Source organism: Saliniramus sp. (assembly GCF_035311605.1).
Taxonomy (GTDB): domain Bacteria; phylum Pseudomonadota; class Alphaproteobacteria; order Rhizobiales; family Beijerinckiaceae; genus Saliniramus.
This window is the reverse complement of record NZ_DATGCW010000277.1, coordinates 1-18595: the sequence shown is the minus strand read 5'-3', so window position 1 is coordinate 18595 and position 18595 is coordinate 1. Positions and strand designations below refer to the sequence as shown.

Below are 18595 nucleotides of genomic sequence, written 5' to 3'. Positions count from 1 at the left end.
ATTGTTGAACAATTCGTCGATCAGCTCCATCAGGTCGTTGAGCTCCCTGAGCATCGCGAGGCGACGGTCCGGCGTCGCGATGAGCTGGCGCATGCTTTCGGTACCCGGCGGCGGCATGATGTTCTCGATCTGCTCGAGCTTCGCCATGATCTCGTTGAAGAGATCATCGCAATATCTGCTGCGCCGAGAGGCGCTGGGATCGAGCGGTTCGTCCATGCTGCCGACGGTCTTGGACTCGAACGAAGTGTTGCCGACGAGAGCCGACGCCCCGGTATCGGGAGCGGCCGCGGCGGCTTTGCCAGGAAGGCTGAACGCGGTTTCGGCTGCGCCCGGGCCGTGGTCCTTTTTATCCAGAGACGGCGTATCGAGCGGCTTCATGGCAAACATTATAATCATACTCCTTTTGAATATCTGAATTTATTCAAATCAGCGCACGTCACCCCCGCCCTTTGAAATGCAGGGCGCGGGCGCTATGCTGATCATCAACGGCGCGGATTCCGGAACCGCCCCAACCCCAGCCTTGATCCCTCCCCTGAGGGGAGGGAGACCGGTCACGCCTTCCATGATGGCGCCTCCCGCTCCGGCGGGGAGCAAACGAGGGTGCAAAGCGCGATGAAAGTCTGCAACGGCTTTATGGATTTTGCTGTCGCAAAACCCCTTCCGCAGCAGCCGGGATGAGGCGGAGCACGTCCGCTCCGATCGAGCGCAGGATGTGGCCAACCCCTTTCAGCCCTTCCCAGAGCACCCCGGCGAGGGACTGGACCTGCTCCCACAGATTCATGCGCATGGCCTCACGCAGACGCTCCAGCGTTTCGCGCATGCCGCGCACCTCCTCCATCGCGCTCGCCGGCAGGAAGTCGCCGCACTGGTGCTCTAGGGCGTTGAGGAGATCGTCGAGACGATCGAGGCTTTCTTCGACCACGGCGCGGTTATCAGGATTCGCGAACCAGCCCCGCAGGACCTCCGTGCCCTCGACCAGCAGGCGCAGGACCACGCCGTTCGCGATGGCGGCGGCCTCGTTATACATGTCGGTACAGGCCGCTTCCTGGGCGGCGCGCGGGAGGCGGCGATCGGGGCCCTGCTGCTTGAGGACGGCGCTCTCGTCGCGCGCGCCGGCCAGCGCCTCCAGGAAACCATTATCGGAGTTGTGCTTATCTCCGGGCTTTTCGCCATTCGGCATGGCCGAATTCGCAGCAATCATCGTCATGAGAAAACCAATCCTTCAAATTCAAGTTCGAAATAGCTTGAGACACGCCCTCCCCTTGGGAAAGGCGCGCTCATGATAATAGCAAAGAAGCGATACAGATATTCAGAACGCCGGTTGGTTCGCGGGCCCGCCACCGAGAAGCGGCGCAACCCTTTGGAGCCCCTCCCAGAGTGCGTGAGCAAGCCGCTCCAAGAGGTTCCAGTTGACTTGCGGCGCAATGCCGGACTGCGATTGATCCGCATCGAAGCCGAGCGCCCCGCGCATGGCATCGATGAGTTCCCGCAATCCGCGCAAATCACTCATTGCTGAATGAGGCAGGGCGTCACCGCAGAAATTGATCAACGCGTTGATCCGCAGGTCAAGGTCATCGATCTTTGCTTCCAAAGACGGATCGTCGCGCGCAAGAAGATCGAAAAGTGCGTTCACATCTCGCATGAGACGATTAAAGGCGTCGGCGCAGCGTGCCTCCATATCGCTTGGATCCCCCTGCTCGGACGAGGATGCAATGCGCGCTTCTTCCGGTGCCGCTGCGGCTGTTTTACCAAGATCGAGACTGAAGCCTTTATCCGCCGGAGCGAGGGAGGATTCGCCTCCCGCCGCGAGAGGATTGCTGATCGCGCCGATATTCATGATTGAAACCTCACAAAAATCACGGATTGAAAATGGGTCCGAATAAAATCGTTAACCATTTTTATTAACTAATTCTCTTTCAATGTCAATCAGGGATTGCGTATGAATTTTATTTATTCAATGCGCAAACTGATTGTGGAGCAGGTTCATGAGAAACGCCGCTGAGGCGCCGAGACCGGTGATCACCGCCCCGAGTACATCGCGCGCGCCTGCCGCCAAATCACGCATTGCTTCCATCAGTCGTTGGTAGCTCCCTTCAGCCAGTTCGCCGCCTTCCGTCATAAGATCGGCGCCGACATAGCCGCGCATCCGTTCGAAGGCGCCCCGCAAACGTCCGCATTCCGCCAGCTCTTCCGGCGAGAGGACATCCTGACAATCACGCTCGATCCGCTCCAGCAACGCCGCCACACGGGCCATGTGCCGCTGCAGAACCTCGCGGAAACCTGGATCGAGCAGCGCTGTGCGGCGCTGGATATCAGCCCAGGGATCCGTCGAATCCATCATCAGCATGTCCTGGACCTGCGCCATCTCGTGGATGAGTTCGCGCACACTCTGGCTACAGGAGACGCGGCGGAACTCCCCACTGACCGGATCGGTTTCCGGGCTCTGCTTCACCGGGCTGGCGCAGAAATCCCCCGGAAACGCAGAAAAGAACCCAACCTGCGGCAAAGATTTCAGACACGATGAAGAGAAATCAGATGAATTTGCAGAATTATCCACTAAACTACCGGAAACATTATTGTTTTTCTTAATTATCGTCTCTCTATTATCTTTCACTTCCTCAGTTTTTGAACTGAAACATTGAGTCTTATTACAATCAAAAAACATGTTTGATTTGCAAATTGACTGATCTTGATAATTTGTACAGACATTCGAAACGCTTGAATACATTCATATAACTCCAATTTCTGCAATGCGGTCGATTTAGCCGCACCACGGGCTAATGAAAAGCACAAAAAAGCACCAATTCGCCTTAAGATTCGGCAATTCAGATAAGACTACGGATCGACGAGGACAGTTTGCGGCGGATATTGGCACCGGCAGCCAGATCCTGGCGGGCCCGATTCAAACTTTTGGCCGGCTTGTCAGCGCCGTCCGTTCTCGTCACCATGGAGAAAACCAGACGCGTGCCCGCAAACGCGTCGAGACCGAAGGGATGGAACCGATGTCCGGGATAGCGCAAAGCGCCTATGCGAAGCTCTACGAAAGCTGGCAAGAGGATCCGGAGGCCTTCTGGGCCAAGGCCGCGCAGGCGATCGACTGGTACCAGCCGCCGGACCATGTCTTCGATGCAAAGGCCGGCGCCTATGGCCGCTGGTTCGAGGGCGCGACCTGCAATACCTGCCACAACGCGGTCGATCGCCACGTCGCGACGCGCGGGGAACAGCCGGCGCTGATCTATGACAGCCCGATGACCGGCTGCAAACGCGCCATCACTTATCGCGAATTGCGCGACGAGGTGGCCGCGCTGGCCGCTGTCCTGCAGGATCTCGGCGTCGACAAGGGCGACCGGGTGATCATCTACATGCCGATGATTCCCGAGGCCGTGATGGCGATGCTGGCCTGCGCGCGCATCGGCGCCATCCATTCCGTCGTCTTCGGCGGCTTTGCCGCAAAAGAGCTCGCTACCCGCATTGATGATGCCCATCCCAAGGCGATCCTCGCCGCCTCCTGCGGACTCGAACCCGGTCGCGTCATCAGCTACAAACCACTGCTCGACGGCGCCATTGAACTCGCGTCCAGCAAGCCGGAAGCCTGCCTCGTCTTCCAGCGCCCCGAGGGTGCAGCCACGCTGGACAAACCCTGGGATCACGACTGGCAGCAAGCCATGGCCAACGCGAAAGCAGCGGGTCGCGCCGCCGATTGCGTCCCCGTCGCCGCCACCGATCCGCTCTACGTGCTCTATACCTCCGGCACCACCGGCAAGCCCAAGGGTGTCGTGCGCGACAATGGCGGGCATATGGTCGCGCTGGCCTGGACCATGGAGAACCATTACGGCATCAAGCCCGGCGAGGCTTTCTGGGCGGCCTCCGATGTCGGCTGGGTGGTAGGCCATTCCTATATCGTCTACGCGCCACTGCTGCATGGCTGCGCCAGCATCATCTATGAAGGCAAACCCGTCGGCACGCCCGATGCCGGCGTCTTCTGGCGGGTGATCGCCGAGCATCAAGTGGTCGCCCTGTTCACTGCCCCCACCGCCTTCCGCGCCATCAAGAAGGAGGATCCACACGCGAAGCTGCTGGCAGATTACGATCTGTCGCATTTCCGCACGCTGTTCCTCGCCGGCGAGCGCGCCGATCCGGATACGGTGCAATGGGCCGAGCGCATACTCGGCGTGCCGGTGATCGATCACTGGTGGCAGACAGAGACCGGCTGGCCCATCGTCGGCAACCCGGTTGGCATCGGCATGTTGCCGGTGAAGCACGGCTCACCCTCGGTGCCGATGCCCGGCTACGATGTGCGTGTTCTCGACGAGGACGGCAAGGAGCTCGGGCCGAACGAAATGGGCGCTGTCGTCATCCGCCTGCCCTTGCCGCCGGGCGCCTTGCCGACACTGTGGCACGCGCCCGAGCGCTTCCATGAGAGCTATCTCGCAGCTTATCCGGGCTATTATTCGAGCTCTGATGCGGGCTTCAGGGACGAGGACGGCTATGTCTTCATCATGGGTCGCACCGATGACATCATCAACGTCGCCGGCCATCGTCTCTCAACGGGCGGCATGGAGGAAGTCCTCGCCGCGCACCCCGCCGTTGCGGAATGCGCCGTGATCGGGGTCAAGGATGCGCTCAAGGGCGAAGTGCCCTGCGGTTTCGTGGTGCTCAAATCAGGCATCATGGAGCCGATCGGGACCATCGAGAAGGAGCTCGTCGCGCTGGTCCGCGAGAAGATCGGCCCCGTCGCCGCCTTCAAGCTCGCCGTTACCGTGCCGCGCCTGCCCAAGACACGCTCGGGCAAGATCCTGCGCGCGACCATGAAGAAGATCGCCGATCGTGACGAATGGACACCACCCGCCACCATCGACGACCCGACCATTCTCGACGAGATCGGCGAAGCCCTGAAGAACAAGGGCGTGATCTGACCGGGGGAACAGGCGCTCGCGCTCAGTAGAAACTGCGCGGGCGCCCGACCACGGGCGGCCATTCGACGGCGCCGGTCTCGCGCATGCGCTCGATCGTGGCGCGCAGTTTGGTGCCGGTTTCCTCGCGCAGCATGCGCTCGGTGAGGATGAAGGCGGGGCCGGATACATTGACGACGTAGAGCGAACCGGTTTCGGGGGCGATCAGAGGAGCCGCGACGGCGTTGATCTCGCGGTTCCAGGCACCGAGTGCAATGCAGAAACCGGTCTGCTCGATTTCGCGCTGCGCCCGTTCGAGCTCCGCCTCGAGGCGCGGCCAGTCGTCACCCACCTGCTCGGCCAGCCCCGCGATCACGCCGGGCCGCTCTTCGGCATCGAGTGCGGCAACCATGGCGAGCCCCATGGCGGATTTCGCCAGCGGCAGATGAAATCCGATCTCGCGTGAGATGGTGATGCTCTGCCCGCGCCCGCGCCAGAGCTGCATGTAGACGCTGTTGAGCCCCTCGCGGATCCCCAGCGCCACATGCGCCTGCGTCGCGTTGGCGAGTTCCTGCAGGAACGGGCGCGCGATCTGGGCGAAGGAGTTCGAGCGGAAGAAGGACATGCCGAGCGCCAGCACGGCAGGACCGAGCTGATACTTGTCCCGGTCCTTGACGATGCGCAGGTAGTTCAGCTCGAGCAGCGTATGCGTCAGCCGCGAGACGGTCGGCTTGGGCAGCCCGGTGCGCCGGGCGATCTCCTGATTTCCGAGAACCTCGCTGGAACTCGTGAAGGCGCGCAGCACCGACAGGCCGCGCGCAAGCGCGGTGACGAACTGGCGATCCTTCGCCGGAATGTCGTCTCCCTCCGCAGGATCGGCGGGAATGTCCGCTTCATGCACATGTAGCGTGTCGGCCTTCATTCGAAACAGCCCTTCGACAACCTCATCAAGCGAACTTTTCTCGCATACTCCATGCCAGTTGCAAGCCCCGTCACCCGCCGTTCACGGGTTTGCCGCAACGTCAGACTTGCGCATCACCCGTATCAGGACCACCGGCACGGCGAAAGCGAGGCCGATCAAGGTCATCTGCATGTGGTCGAGGCCCAGTCCGATATGGCCCGGAGCGGCCAGGAACAAACCACCGATTGCCAGCATCACACGGCGCAGCAGCGCCAGCGCCCCGCGCCCGATATCGCCCACCCCCGCAAGATAGCCCTGCAATGAGGAACCGATGAACCACACGCCGATCACCGCCGTGATCAGAACGGTGATCACCTCGTAGGCGCTGCCGCGCCCGATCAGGGCCGGGTTCAGCACGAAGAAGAACGGCACGATATAGATGATGGAACCGAGCCGCATTGCCTGCAAACCGGCCATGATCGGGCTGGTCCGCGCGATGGTCGCCGCAGCGAAGGCGCCCAGTGCCACGGGCGGCGTGATGAAGGAGACCATGCCCCAATACATGATGAACAGATGCACCGCGAGCGGATCGAGCCCCGCCCGCGTCAGCGCCGGTGCGAGGACCACGGCGAGGAAGATGTAGCAGGCCGTCACCGTCATCCCCATGCCGAAGATGAAGGCCGTGATCGCTCCCATGATCAGGAGCACGAAGACGTTGCTGCCGGCGAGAAAGACGAGATCGTTGGCGAGCGTGCCTGCGAGCCCCGTCGCCGAGAAGGCGCCGATGATCAGGCCGACACCGAGCAGGATCGCCACGAGCTCCGCAAGCGAGCGCCCCACACCGGTCAGCAGGTTGATGAAGCCGTTGAGATTGAGCCGCGTCCCCTTGTGCAGCTGGTTGATCACGACGAGGGCCGCAGTCGCATAGAACGGCGCCAGCGTCTCCTGCCGGAACACGATCATCATCACGATCAGGATGGCGAAGACGAAGATGTAGTGCCAGCCCTCCTTGAAGGTCTCCTTCAGCGAGGGCAGTTCCGAGCGCGGCATGCCCTTGAGGCCGTTGCGCGCCGCATAGGCGTCGATCTGCACGAACAGACCCAGATAATACAGGATCGAGGGGATCGCGGCGGCGATGATGATCTGGCTGTAGGGCATGCCGAGGAACGAGGCCATGACGAAGGCCGTCGTCCCCATCACCGGCGGCATCAGGACGCCACCCGTCGAGGCGCAGGCCTCCGTTCCCGCCGCATAGCGCGAGGAGAAGCCGGCACGCTTCATCGCCGGGATGGAGACGACGCCGGTGGTGAGCACGTTGGAGACGACAGAGCCGCTCATCGAGCCCATGAAGCCGGAGGCAAAGATCGCGACCTTCGCCGCACCACCGCGATATCCACCGACGAGGGAAAGCGCCAGATTGTTGAAGAACCGCCCGCCGCCGGTGAATTGCAGCGTTGCGCCGAAGAGAATGAATCCGATCACCAATTGCCCGAAGGCCTTCATCGGAATGCCGAACGAGCTTTCATTCGAGATCAGGTGATAGGCAATAGTGTCGTCGATGGGCTGCGCGAAACCCGAGATCGGCCCTGGCACGACATCGGCGAAGACCGGATAGAGCGAGAAGAAGAAGACGATCACCGCGATGACAAGCCCGCCGGTGCGACGCGTGGCCTCGATGATCAGGGCCCAGAGCAGGAAGCTCATCGCCATGGCGAGCGGCGGAGCCGCATATTCCCAGCCCTCCATCAGGCTGCGATGGGCGGTGAAGGTGAAATAGCCGCAGGCTCCGAGCGAGAGAGCGGCGAGGATCAGATCATACCAGGGTGTCGGCCCACCTCGGGCGCGCGGACTGATCGGGAAGGCGGCGAAGGCGAGCGCGAGGAAAATGCCCGCGAGCAGATAGAGATAACGGTTCTCGATGATCACCACGCCGACGAACAGGCGCAGATTGAACAACTGGTTCACGGCGAGGAAGATGGCCGCGAGCGTCAAGGCCACGAACAAACCCTTGACCCAGCCGGTGACTTCCCTGAAACGCGCCTCTTCCTCGACGGCCGGTTTGGCCCCGGTCGTGACAAGCGGGACCACGGGTGACTCGTTCAGCGGATTGGTGGCCTCGGGATGCCTGGTGTCGTTCATGGCTGACCTGCATGCGGGCTGAGCGGGGGGCATGCGCTGCTCCATGCGCGCCTTACAGACACGCGAACGGGCGCGACGCACTGCCGTGCGCCACATGCGGGAAGAGCATGCGGCGCACGATCAGGGGAACGCGGCGGCAAATCCCGCCGCAGACGGCCTTCGATCAGTTCCAGATCGGATTCATACCGGCGGCTTCGAGCGCGTCACGGCGCGCCTGCATCCAGCCCTCCTGGAAAGCGTCCTCATCGCTGACGCCCTCGGCGACGAACGCATCCCAGGCAGCCTTCAGCACCTGCTGACGCTCGACGAGGCCGTCGTTATGCGCCTGGTGATCCTCGGTCCAGACGCCGATCTCCTCGAAATAGCGGATCGCACCTTCATGATAGGGCACCACCCACTCGAACTGCTGGCGGTCGATATGCCAGCCGGAAATGCCGGGCGCCGCACCATCATAGACGGGGAAGAGCTCGACCATCGCCTTGGTCATGGCGTAGACCTTGTCCGTTTCCGCATCCGCATAGGAAAGAAGGATCGGATACGGATAGTTCGGACCTTCATGCGGGTTATCCTCGGAAAGGCCCGCACCGAGTGTCGCGCGGTTCGGCACGAAGAACGGCGCGGCGTCGTTCAGGCGCGTCCAGCCTTCCTCGTCGTCGAAGGGCAGGGTCGGCCAGACGAGACCACGGGGCGAGGCTTCGAGCTGGAAGGCCTGACCGGACGTCGTCACGGCGAAGGCGGCATCGGCCTGGTTGTTGATGATGCCTTCCCATGCGGCACCGAAGCCCGGGAATTCGACGCGCTCGACATCATCCCAGGTCAGATCGGCGAAGCTGAGAATGGCGCCGATATTCTGGTTGAGCGAGGGCGAGCCCACGACCCAGGCGACGCGCTTGCCTTCAAGATCAGCCACCGTCTCGATGCCGAGATCGCCGGCAGCGCCGATGGTGAGATTCGAATCGGCGTTCGAGGCGATCAGGACGCGCACTTCCTGCGGGCCCCAGGATGCCTCACCAAACTCGAACATGCCTTCCTGCGAGAAGAAGCTCGCGCCAAGCCCCGTCGCGGAGAAATCGACGCGCCCGTCGCGCAGAGGGATCTGGCGGGCAATGTCGTTGCGACCGGGCAGGATGCGCAGGTTGACGTCCATTTCGTTGCGCAGTGCGCCACCGATGGCCACGGACTGGTTGTAGCCTGACGAGCCGACATCATAGGCCGTCCAGGAAATAGTGTCGGGCAATCCAGACTGTGCCATGGCGGGCGTGCTCGCCATCGCGCCGGCAATGGCGATCGCGGCGGCGGAAGCAAGCAGGTTTCTGCGATCCAGCATCAGGGTTTCCTCCAGTTTCTTCATCGGAAAGCCGGGAGCGTTTCGCCCTCACGGCGCTAACGCGACATGGTCGCAACAAGGCGACCCGGCGCGTGTTGTTTTTGACCTTAGGGAAATACCTTCCCTGAGATGATCACAGACTAAATGCGAAATCCTGTTTCGCAAGACAAAATACGCGTTCGCAGATCGGGCGTTCCTGCCCATAGAATATGGTCATCATGCCTATTATTTTCGCTGTGCGGAATATTGTTTCACATTTCTTGACGCTATTGCGGACAGGCACTAACGTCCCAACGCCTCAGCAGCATCCTCAGGAGTCCGCTCGATGTCCGCCGCCACGCCGCAATCGCTCGCCCATGTCACCACGATCGATGCGATTCCGCAGGAAGGCGCGCGGGAAAGACCGGATGCGACGGCTTTCGTCCTCGGCGAGCGCCGTATCAGTTTCGCGCAATGGGAGCATTGCGTCGCGACCAGCGCCGCGCGGCTGCAGGAAGCGGGCCTGCGACCCGGTGACAGGTTCGTGATTCTGGGCGAGAACGGCATCGTTCTGATCACATTGGCTCTCGCGGCGGCGCGCGCAAAGGCCTGGCCGGTCATCCTCAATGCGCGCCTCTCCGAACGCGAGATCGAAACGATTGCCGACCACGCACAGCCGCGCCTGATCGCCTTCGCCAACGACATCTCCCCGGATGCGGAGCGCCATGCCGGTGCATTCGAGACCGAACATGTCACTTTCGAGGGCCTGCCACCCTTTCGTCTCACCGTCGCGGCGGATTGCGAATCAGAGCCCGTGCATGACGACCCCGCCCGCGACGTGGCCGCCATGATCTATACCTCGGGCACGACCGGCGCGCCCAAGGGCGTCATGCTCAGCCACGCGAATCTGATGCATGTAGCGCGCCATTCCGGTTATCTGCGCGGTCTGGCGCCTGGCGAGCGCGTCTATGGCTGCCTGCCGGTGAGCCATGTCTTTGGCCTCGCCTCGATGTTTCTCGGCTCGGCGCTCTATGGCGCGACGAATTACCTTGTGCCCCGTTTCGATCCCTCGGAAGCGCTGCGCCTGCTGCGCGATGAGGAACTCACTGTTTTCCAGGGCGTACCGGCCATGTTCGCGCGACTCATCGAGCATGCGCGGCAAACGGGGCGTCCGATCGAGGCGCCGGCCCTGCGCTACGCCTCCGCCGGCGGCTCGCCGCTCGATCGCGCGCTCAAGACCCGTGTCGAGGCGGCGCTCGGCGTGCCGCTGCATAACGGCTATGGCATGACCGAGCTCTCACCGACAGTCTCGCAGACGCGCATGGACGCCCCGCGCCGCGACGATGCGACAGGCCCGCTCCTGCCCGGGATCGAGGCGCGCACCGTCGATGGCGAAGGCGCCCCCCTCCCCGCCGGCGAAATCGGTACGCTACAGGTGCGCGGCCCGACGGTGATGATCGGCTATTATCGCAATCGCGAACTCACCGACCGGGTGAAGAGCGCCGATGGCTGGTTCGATACCGGCGACCTCGCCCGTTTCGGCGAAGACGGCGCGCTCTACATCGTCGGACGCGCCAAGGACCTGATCATCCGCTCTGGCTTCAACGTCTATCCCGAGGAGATCGAGGGCGTCATCGCGAGCCACCCGGATGTGACACTCACCGCCGTGGTCGGGCGCAATGTCGAGGGCAACGAGGAGGTCTGGGCCTTCGTCCAGCTGCGGCCCGGCGCCGATTTCGACGAGCGGGAGATGCGTGCCTTCTGCGCCGAACGCATGGCCCCCTACAAGCGCCCCACCCGCATCATAGCGCTGCCGGCACTACCCGCCTCCTCGACCGGGAAGATCCAGAAGGCGAAGCTGCGCGAAGAAGCCGCATCAATCGCGGTGGAGCAGGCCGAAGCGGTCTGAGCATGCGCCTGAAAACCTTGCGCCCGCCCTCGATGAGGGCGCGGCGCGTGGCATCCCTCAGGCCGCCGCCATCTTCGCATGCGCACCCGGCACCGCCGCGAGCAGCGAACGGGTGTAGGGGTGTTTGGGATTCTCGAAGAGCCTCGCCGTCGGCTCGAGCTCGACGATCTCGCCGCGCTGCATAACGGCAATCCGGTCGCAGACCTGTGCCGCCACGCGCAGATCGTGGGTGACGAAGAGGATGGCGAGGCCAAGCCGCTTCTGCAGATCCTGGATCAGATCGAGGATCTGCGCCTGCACCGAGACATCGAGCGCCGAGACCGGCTCGTCTGCCACCAGCACGTCCGGCTCGAGGGCAAGTGCGCGTGCAATGCCGATTCGCTGGCGCTGGCCGCCAGAGAACTCATGCGGATAGCGCTCGGCAGATGACGCGCCGAGCCCGACCAGTTCGAGCAATTCGCGGGCCCGCTTCTCCGCATCCACCCGCGGCACACCCTGCGCCTCAGGCCCCTCAGCGATGATCCGCCCGGCGGTGCGGCGGGGGTTGAGCGAGGCATAAGGGTCCTGGAAGACCATCTGGATGCGCTTGCGCAAGGGCCGCAACTGGCGCGGCGGCACGCCGTGGAATTCGGTATCCCCGACCTTGATAAAACCGTCATCAGGCTCGGTCAGGCGCATGATGCAGCGCCCGACCGTGGATTTGCCGGAGCCGGATTCGCCCACGAGCCCGAGCGTCTCGCCGCGCTTGATGGTAAATTCCACATCCTTCGCCGCGATCACCTTCCGCGCGTTCCCACTGAAGAAGCCGCGCCCGCCATAGGTCTTGTGCAGATTGCGCACGATCAGCGCATCCGGCTCGCCCGAGAGATCCTTGGGCGGCGGCGGCGTCAGCGAGGGCACGGCGGCGAGAAGGCGTTTCGTATAGTCATGCGTGGGATTTTCCAGGACGTCCTGCGCCCTCCCGCTTTCGACACACAGACCGTTCTGCAGGACGGCAACATCATCAGCGATCTCGGCCACCACGCCGAAATCGTGCGTGATGAACAAAACCGCCGTCCCGTGCTTGTGACGCAATTCATCAACCAGCTTCAGGATCTGCGCCTGCGTCGTCACGTCGAGCGCCGTGGTCGGCTCGTCGGCGATGAGGAGCTTGGGCTCCAGCGCGAGCGCCACGGCGATCATCACGCGCTGGCGCTGGCCGCCCGAGAGTTCATGCGGGAAGGCGCGGGCGATGTGTTTGGGATCGGGCAGCCCGACTTCCTCGAGCAGTTCGAAGGTGCGCCGCATGCGTTGCTGCGCGTCGAACATACGATGCGATTCGAAGGTCTCGAGGATCTGGTCGGATATCCGCATGACCGGATTGAGCGAGGTCATCGGTTCCTGAAAGATCATGCCGACATCGCGTCCGCGCAGCTTGCGCATCTCGCCTTCGGTGAGCCCGATGAGCTCGCGCCCGGCGAGCCTGATCGAGCCCCCGGCCGGCTTTACGGCGTTGGGCAGAAGCCCGATCACCGCATGCGCCGTCATCGATTTGCCCGAGCCGGATTCGCCCACGACACAGAGTGTTTCCCCCGCATCGATCGCAAGGCTGAGCCCCTGCACCGCATGGGCGCGATCGGCGAGTTTCGGCAAAGCGAGGGAGAGATTGTCGATTGCCAGGACGCTCATCAGCCACCCTCCCGCGAGAGACGCGGATTGAGCGCGTCGTTGAGCCCCTCGCCCACCAGATTGAGAGCGAGCACCGTGAGGAAGATCGCAACACCGGGGAAGAAGCTGATCCACCAGGCCTCGATCAGTCGCGTGCGACCCGCACCGATCATGTAGCCCCAGGTCATCATGTTGGGATCGCCCAGCCCGAGGAAGGAGAGCGCCGATTCGAGCAGGATCGCCGAGGCGACCATGATCGAGGCCATCACCGTGATCGGCGCGATCGTGTTGGGCAGGACCTGGGTCAGGATGATGCGCGAGGTCGATTGCCCGATCACGATCGAGGCCTGCACATATTCGCGCGAGCGTAACGACAGCACTTCCCCGCGCACCAGACGCGCGACCGGGGGCCAGGAGACGATGGCGATGGCAAGCACGATCGAATAGAGCGACGGTTGCAGGATCGCCACGATGACGATGGCAAGCGCGAAGGCGGGTATGGTCTGGAAGAACTCGGTGAAGCGCATCAGTGCGTCATCGATCAACCCGCCGAAATATCCCGCGAGCGCACCGATCGGAATTCCGATGGCGAGCGCCGTCAGGGTCGAGACCAGCCCGATGATCAGCGAGACGCGGGCCCCGTGCATGATCCCGGAGGCAACGTCGCGCCCCAGCGCATCGGTGCCGAGCCAAAATCCGCCCGGCGACATCGGCGGCAGGAACGGACGCGTCACCATGCGCCATGGCGATGTCGGATAAAGCAGTGGGGCGAGGATCGCCGCCGCGAGGATGATGGCCAGGATGATCAGGCCGACCACCGCGCCCTTGTTGCGGGCAAAGCGTTTGAAGAATGCCTTCATCGTCCCACCTCGATGCGCGGATCGGCCACGCGATAGACGATATCCGTGATCAGATTGAACAAAACCACCATGGCGGAGGAGACGAAGAACACGCCGAGCAGCACCTGATAGTCACGCTGCGCCAGCGCCTCGAACATCAGCCGCCCGATTCCCGGCCAGCCGAACACCGTCTCCGTCAGCACCGCGCCGCCGACGATCTGCCCGGCCTGGAGGCCGGCCAGCGTCACCACCGGCAGGATGGCGTTGCGGGCGATGTGCCGGCGCACGATGCGCCCTTCCGGAACGCCCTTGGCGCGTGCGGTCTTGACAAAATCGGATCCCGCGATCTCCAGCATCGAGGCACGCATCATGCGCGTGTAGAGCGCGGTGAAGAACAGCCCCAGCGTCGCTGCGGGCAGGATCAGATGCATCCCCACATCCAGCGCGTAGCGCAGGCCCGTATAGTCGGCCCCGATCGTACGGAAGCCCGTATTGGGCAGCCAGCCGAGCCAGAGCGCGAAGATGATCTGGCTCATCAGCGCGATCCAGAACAACGGCGTCGCATAGAAGAAAAGTGCACCCGTCGTGATCGCCGTATCGGACCATTTGCCGACCCGGCGCGCGGCGAGAATGCCGAAGACGATGCCGAGCGTCAGCGAGAAGATAAAGGCCGCACCGGTGAGCAGCAGCGTCGCGGGCAGGCGCTCCATGATCAGTTCGAGCACCGGGCGTCCCTGGCGATAGGAGAAACCGAGATCGAGCGTCACGATATCGGTCAGATAGAGCCAGAGCTGCGTCATGATCGGCTGGTCGAGGCCGAACTGCTCGCGCAATTGGCGGATGAATTCTTCGTCCGCAGCCCCCGCCTCGCCGGCGAGCACCGAGGCCGGATCGCCGGGCGCTGCGCGGATCAGGAAGAAGTTCACGGTCGCGATGGCGATCAGGACGATGACGCCCTTGACCAGCCGCCCCGCGATGAATCGCAAAAGTGGCATCTGTCACCCACGCTGATTGAAGCCGGTAGCGCCGCACTTGCGGCTTGCAGGAAGCGCTTCCGGGGCAATCGCGGCCCCGGAAGCTTCGAGCAATCAGCTGCTTACTGTTGCAGCCAGGCGTCACGGAAGGTGTCGTTGACGCCGATCGCCGTGGTGATGAAATCCTGCAGATCGCAACGATAGACGGTGGGGAAGTCCATCTCGATCATCCACAGCACCGGCAGCTCATCGACGAGGATCTCCTGCACCTCCTGATAAAGCGCCGGGCGCTCTTCGGACGGCGCATTGGCCGCCTCGGCAAAGAGCCGGTCGACCTCCTCGTTGGCGTAACCCATCACGTTGGAGAACGGGTTGCCCTGGACGATGTTGCTCGACACGTAGGAACGCGCCACGCCCAGTGCCGGATCGCCGTACTGATAGAGGAAGTTGTGCGTCATCTCAAAGTTGAAGCTTCCCAGACGCTCCGACCAGCCGGCAACATCCGTCGTGACGAGGTTCACGTTGATGCCCACGTCTTCCAGATTCTGCCGCGTGGCTTCCGCCCAGCGCGTCCAGGTCTCGCCATAGGGCAGGACCATGAAGTCGAGGGTCTCACCGTCATAACCCGATTCCGCGATCAGTTCGCGTGCGCGATCAGGATCATAATTGTACTCTGGCAGATCGTCGGAATGGAACAGCGTGCGCGACGAGATCGGGCTGTTGGCGACCTTGCCGTAGCCGGACCAGACCACCTCCTGCGCGAATTCGCGGTCGATCGCATACATCATCGCCTGCCGGAAGCTCTTCTCGGCAAGCGCGCCTTCACGCACATTGAGCGCGACCCAGGCATGCGGCGAGAACATTTCCCAGCCATCCGTCGTGACGCAGACATTGTCCTCCTCCGCGAGGCGCGGCACATCGAAGATCTCGACCGAACCGCCGGTCAGAACATCGATATCGCCGGTCTCGAAGGCAACCGCGCGCGAGGCGGCATCCGGGATGAAGCGGTAATAAACCTCGTCGATATAGGGTTTGCCCTCGAGGTAGTAATCCTCGTTACGCTCGAGATGCACGTAGGAACCGCTTTCCCACTCGACGAACTTCATCGGGCCGGTGCCGATCGGCGTCGAATTCATTTCGTTGGCCCGGTAATCCGTGCCCTCGTAGATGTGCGCCGGGATGATCGGCGTGGTGCCGACCTCGAAGCTCAGCATGATCGGCTCGAAGGGCTCGTTGAGCGTGATCGTGACCTCGTAATCACCGGTCTTCTCGATCGAGGCGACCTGTGCATCGACCGTCGGGCGCCAGCGCGGATGCACCTCGCGCAGGAAGACGTCGAGGGAGAAGATCACGTCATCGGCGGTAAACGGCTCGCCGTCATGCCACAGCACACCCTCGCGCAGCTTGAAAGTGTAGACGAGCTGGTCGTCGGAGATTTCCCAGCTCTCCGCGAGCGAGGGCTGCGGCGTCAGATCGGTATCGTAGCGCAGGAGCGATTCGTAGATATCGCCCGCGATCATCTGGGTGGGGCCGTTCTGGAACAGGCCGAGCATCAGGCTCGGGGGCTCCGGGGTGACGGCGAGCTGCACGGTCCCGCCGCTTTGCGGCTGGGCCTTGGCGTCCTGCGGCTGCATCGCGACGACGCCGGCGCTCAAGAGGAGCGCCAACGCGGTCGTGGCGAGCGCGCGCCCTGTCTTCTTCTGGATCATGATCGTCCCTCTGTTCTCTGGACTCGCTTTTGGCTTTCGCGGGCTTCTTGTGGCCCCGGATATTCCAGACGGCTCGCGCCATCCGGTCTCCTCGTCCAATTAGAGAGATTTCGATGCGACGCGTCAAATAGTGACGAAATAGCGGAAGCGGGCCGGCATTGACGGCGAAACCATGTCAATCCAATGGGATGCCGGGAGCGTCAGGGCCGAACAGGCTGGATTTCAGCGCACAGCTTGCACGAAAGCGAAAAGAGGGATGGGTATCTGTGCACGTTATTGCGTCATGCCGAAATATGAAGCAGCACCTCACGGTCATGGGCCGCTGCACGATGCTCGAACAGGTAGATACCTTGCCAGGTGCCCAGGGCGAGCTTGCCGTCCATGATCGGGATCGACAGCGATGTCTGCGTCAAGGCCGCCTTGATATGGGCCGGCATGTCGTCGGGCCCCTCAATCGCATGCACCACCCATTCCATACCCTCGGGCACGAGGCGGGCGAAGAATTCCTGCAGATCGGCGCGGACATCGGGATCGGCATTCTCCTGGATCAGCAGCGAGCATGAGGTATGGCGCACGAATAGCGTCAGCAGGCCGGTCTCGACGCCGCTTTCGCGCACGAAGAGCGAGACGATGGGCGTGAATTCGGTGAGCCCCGGCCCGTCGCTGCGAATCGTCAGGCTCGTCTGTTTGCTCTTGCCGGGTGCACTCACATCGCCCTCCCCTTATGCGCCCTTATTCGCGCGCGGCCAGCACCCGGATCGGGCGCATCATGTCATCATCCTCATGCTCGAGGATATGGCAATGGATCACGTAGAGCCCTTCGAAGCCATACCATTCCATCGCAATCCGGGTGACATGATCGAACGGCGCGAGCGCCACATCCTTCGGACCGTGCTCGACGGGCGGCGCGGGAATCGCACCATCCATGTCGAGATAGCTCTCCAGCGGCGCGAGCGTCCCGGCATCGCGATCGGCGATGTAATCCTCGACCCCGTTCTCGCGGAAGGGGATGCGCTCGACGATGCGGTAGCTGATCAGATGCACGTGGATGGGATGCGCTTCATCGGTCAGATTGATCAGGTTCCAGACCTCGGTATCGCCCAGATGCGGCTCGATCGAGACCGGGGCGTTGAAGCCCTTGTTTTCGAGGAGAAACTTGAAGCCCTCCGGATTGTCGAGGGTGATGTCACGCGTCACCGTGGCCGCAGCCGGAAGCCGCTCGGTCTCGCCCTCCTCTGCGCTCGGATTGGCCGGGATGCGGCTCGTATCGGGCTGCGAGACGCTTTCGCTGACCCGAAACTGCATCAGATGCGGCAGTTCCGTATCGCCGGAGCGGGTACCCTGCTCGCGCTGCGGGCCGAAGCATGAGGTCGTGTTCAGGAGCGTGATCTCCTCCCCCGCCATATCGGAGAAATCGATGATCACATCCGCGCGCTCCGCCGGGGCGAGCAGGAGTTCATCCGTCTCCACCGTCTGCGAGAGAAAGCCGTCATCGACCCCGATTACCGACATCTTCGCCCCGTTCGACAAGGCCAGCCGCATGATGCGGAAATTGGCGCCATTGAGGATGCGGAAGCGATAGCGGCGCGGCTCGATCTCCTTGTAGGGAAAGACCGTGCCGTTCACGATGCCGAAATTGCGGCACACACCATCATAGACCAGGCTCCCGTCCTCCGCGAAATTGCGATCCTGCAAGACGAGCGGGATCTCGTAATCGCCCGAAGGCAAGCCGAGCGCCTCCTCTCTCTCCCGGTTGCGCAGCAGATAGAAGCCCTGCAGCCCGGCATAGACATTGAGGCGCGTATTGCCCATCGCATGGTCATGATACCAGAGCATGGCGCCGTCGCCCTGGTGGTCGAGATTGGGATATTCGTAACGCTCGGCCTCGCCCGGATCCCACATCCATTCCGGATAGCCGTCATGCACGCTCGGCGTGATCCCGCCATGCAGATGCACCACCGTGCGCACCACCTTGTCCGGCACATGATGGCCGATCGCGACGGGCAGCCAGTCCGGATATTCCTCTGGCAGCGCATTCACCCAGTTCACTGCGATAGGCTGGTCGACCGGGATATCAAAAGTCGGCCCCGGCCAGATCCCGTCATAGGCGAAGACGGGCGTTGGCGGCAGATCGCGATGCACCTTCTGCGAGACCATCTTCATGGTGACCTCGTAGAGCGGCCGGCCCTCATGCTCCCCCACCGGCTCCGCACGCGGCGGGATCGTCAACGCATCAACGAAAGGCGCGAGCGCATCCTGCGGCAGCGCCGGACGCTCGG

General features: G+C 62.8%; 15 protein-coding genes. 2 read left to right on the top strand and 13 right to left on the bottom strand.

Features of this window, described 5'->3' with window-relative positions:
- The 4 genes from VKP01_RS12580 to VKP01_RS12565 all read right to left on the bottom strand — a co-directional run.
- Positions 1-387 (bottom strand): hypothetical protein (locus tag VKP01_RS12580; protein ID WP_324412785.1); only part of this gene is annotated, 387 nt, incomplete at its 3' end.
- Between the two features lie 244 nt (positions 388-631).
- Positions 632-1207 (bottom strand): hypothetical protein, encoded by a 576-nt coding sequence (locus VKP01_RS12575; RefSeq protein ID WP_324412784.1) that lies wholly within the window; start codon positions 1205-1207, stop codon positions 632-634.
- Between the two features lie 102 nt (positions 1208-1309).
- Positions 1310-1837 carry a hypothetical protein gene (locus VKP01_RS12570; RefSeq protein WP_324412783.1) on the bottom strand — a complete coding sequence of 176 codons (528 nt, stop codon included), beginning with the start codon at positions 1835-1837 and terminating at the stop codon, positions 1310-1312.
- 117 nt (positions 1838-1954) lie between these two features.
- Positions 1955-2728 carry a hypothetical protein gene (locus VKP01_RS12565; protein WP_324412782.1) on the bottom strand — a complete coding sequence of 258 codons (774 nt, stop codon included), beginning with the start codon at positions 2726-2728 and terminating at the stop codon, positions 1955-1957.
- Between the two features lie 274 nt (positions 2729-3002).
- Between VKP01_RS12565 and VKP01_RS12560 the strand changes: the two genes are divergently transcribed.
- Positions 3003-4916: a propionyl-CoA synthetase gene (locus VKP01_RS12560; RefSeq protein WP_324412781.1), complete on the top strand. Its 1914-nt coding sequence runs from the start codon at positions 3003-3005 to the stop codon at positions 4914-4916.
- Between the two features lie 22 nt (positions 4917-4938).
- Here the strand turns inward: VKP01_RS12560 and VKP01_RS12555 are convergent, their stop codons facing one another.
- From VKP01_RS12555 to VKP01_RS12545, 3 genes are all read right to left on the bottom strand, one after another.
- Positions 4939-5814 (bottom strand): IclR family transcriptional regulator, encoded by an 876-nt coding sequence (locus VKP01_RS12555; protein ID WP_324412780.1) that lies wholly within the window; start codon positions 5812-5814, stop codon positions 4939-4941.
- Positions 5815-5895: 81 nt separating this feature from the next.
- Positions 5896-7932: a TRAP transporter fused permease subunit gene (locus VKP01_RS12550; protein WP_324412779.1), complete on the bottom strand. Its 2037-nt coding sequence runs from the start codon at positions 7930-7932 to the stop codon at positions 5896-5898.
- Positions 7933-8095: 163 nt separating this feature from the next.
- Positions 8096-9259, bottom strand: a complete 1164-nt coding sequence (locus tag VKP01_RS12545; protein ID WP_324412778.1) for a TAXI family TRAP transporter solute-binding subunit — start codon at positions 9257-9259, stop codon at positions 8096-8098.
- 325 nt (positions 9260-9584) lie between these two features.
- On the opposite strand from VKP01_RS12545, the gene VKP01_RS12540 reads away from it, so the two are divergent.
- On the top strand, positions 9585-11147 hold the full coding sequence (locus VKP01_RS12540; RefSeq protein WP_324412777.1) for a class I adenylate-forming enzyme family protein: 1563 nt from the start codon (positions 9585-9587) through the stop codon (positions 11145-11147).
- Between the two features lie 57 nt (positions 11148-11204).
- On the opposite strand, the gene VKP01_RS12535 is transcribed toward VKP01_RS12540, so the two are convergent.
- The 6 genes from VKP01_RS12535 to VKP01_RS12510 all read right to left on the bottom strand — a co-directional run.
- The gene (locus tag VKP01_RS12535) at positions 11205-12815 is read right to left on the bottom strand and encodes an ABC transporter ATP-binding protein (protein ID WP_324412776.1); all 1611 of its coding nucleotides are present in this window, start codon (positions 12813-12815) and stop codon (positions 11205-11207) included.
- Positions 12815-13654, bottom strand: a complete 840-nt coding sequence (locus VKP01_RS12530; RefSeq protein ID WP_324412775.1) for an ABC transporter permease — start codon at positions 13652-13654, stop codon at positions 12815-12817. The genes VKP01_RS12535 and VKP01_RS12530 overlap by 1 nt, the downstream gene beginning before the upstream one ends.
- On the bottom strand, positions 13651-14628 hold the full coding sequence (locus tag VKP01_RS12525) for an ABC transporter permease (RefSeq protein ID WP_324412774.1): 978 nt from the start codon (positions 14626-14628) through the stop codon (positions 13651-13653). The genes VKP01_RS12530 and VKP01_RS12525 overlap by 4 nt, the downstream gene beginning before the upstream one ends.
- Positions 14629-14729: 101 nt before the next feature.
- Positions 14730-16316 carry an ABC transporter substrate-binding protein gene (locus VKP01_RS12520; protein WP_324412773.1) on the bottom strand — a complete coding sequence of 529 codons (1587 nt, stop codon included), beginning with the start codon at positions 16314-16316 and terminating at the stop codon, positions 14730-14732.
- A gap of 281 nt (positions 16317-16597) precedes the next feature.
- The gene (locus VKP01_RS12515; protein WP_324412772.1) at positions 16598-17026 is read right to left on the bottom strand and encodes a secondary thiamine-phosphate synthase enzyme YjbQ; all 429 of its coding nucleotides are present in this window, start codon (positions 17024-17026) and stop codon (positions 16598-16600) included.
- A gap of 22 nt (positions 17027-17048) precedes the next feature.
- On the bottom strand, positions 17049-18595 hold a 1547-nt coding region (locus VKP01_RS12510; protein WP_324412771.1), incomplete at its 5' end, for a multicopper oxidase family protein.

Coding starts and splice junctions, on each gene's coding strand:
- VKP01_RS12575 (WP_324412784.1), bottom strand. CDS start 1,207: ATGACGATGATTGCTGCGAATTCGGCCATGCCGAATGGCGAAAAGCCC.
- VKP01_RS12570 (WP_324412783.1), bottom strand. CDS start 1,837: ATGAATATCGGCGCGATCAGCAATCCTCTCGCGGCGGGAGGCGAATCC.
- VKP01_RS12565 (WP_324412782.1), bottom strand. CDS start 2,728: ATGTATTCAAGCGTTTCGAATGTCTGTACAAATTATCAAGATCAGTCA.
- VKP01_RS12560 (WP_324412781.1), top strand. CDS start 3,003: ATGTCCGGGATAGCGCAAAGCGCCTATGCGAAGCTCTACGAAAGCTGG.
- VKP01_RS12555 (WP_324412780.1), bottom strand. CDS start 5,814: ATGAAGGCCGACACGCTACATGTGCATGAAGCGGACATTCCCGCCGAT.
- VKP01_RS12550 (WP_324412779.1), bottom strand. CDS start 7,932: ATGAACGACACCAGGCATCCCGAGGCCACCAATCCGCTGAACGAGTCA.
- VKP01_RS12545 (WP_324412778.1), bottom strand. CDS start 9,259: ATGCTGGATCGCAGAAACCTGCTTGCTTCCGCCGCCGCGATCGCCATT.
- VKP01_RS12540 (WP_324412777.1), top strand. CDS start 9,585: ATGTCCGCCGCCACGCCGCAATCGCTCGCCCATGTCACCACGATCGAT.
- VKP01_RS12535 (WP_324412776.1), bottom strand. CDS start 12,815: ATGAGCGTCCTGGCAATCGACAATCTCTCCCTCGCTTTGCCGAAACTC.
- VKP01_RS12530 (WP_324412775.1), bottom strand. CDS start 13,654: ATGAAGGCATTCTTCAAACGCTTTGCCCGCAACAAGGGCGCGGTGGTC.
- VKP01_RS12525 (WP_324412774.1), bottom strand. CDS start 14,628: ATGCCACTTTTGCGATTCATCGCGGGGCGGCTGGTCAAGGGCGTCATC.
- VKP01_RS12520 (WP_324412773.1), bottom strand. CDS start 16,316: ATGATCCAGAAGAAGACAGGGCGCGCGCTCGCCACGACCGCGTTGGCG.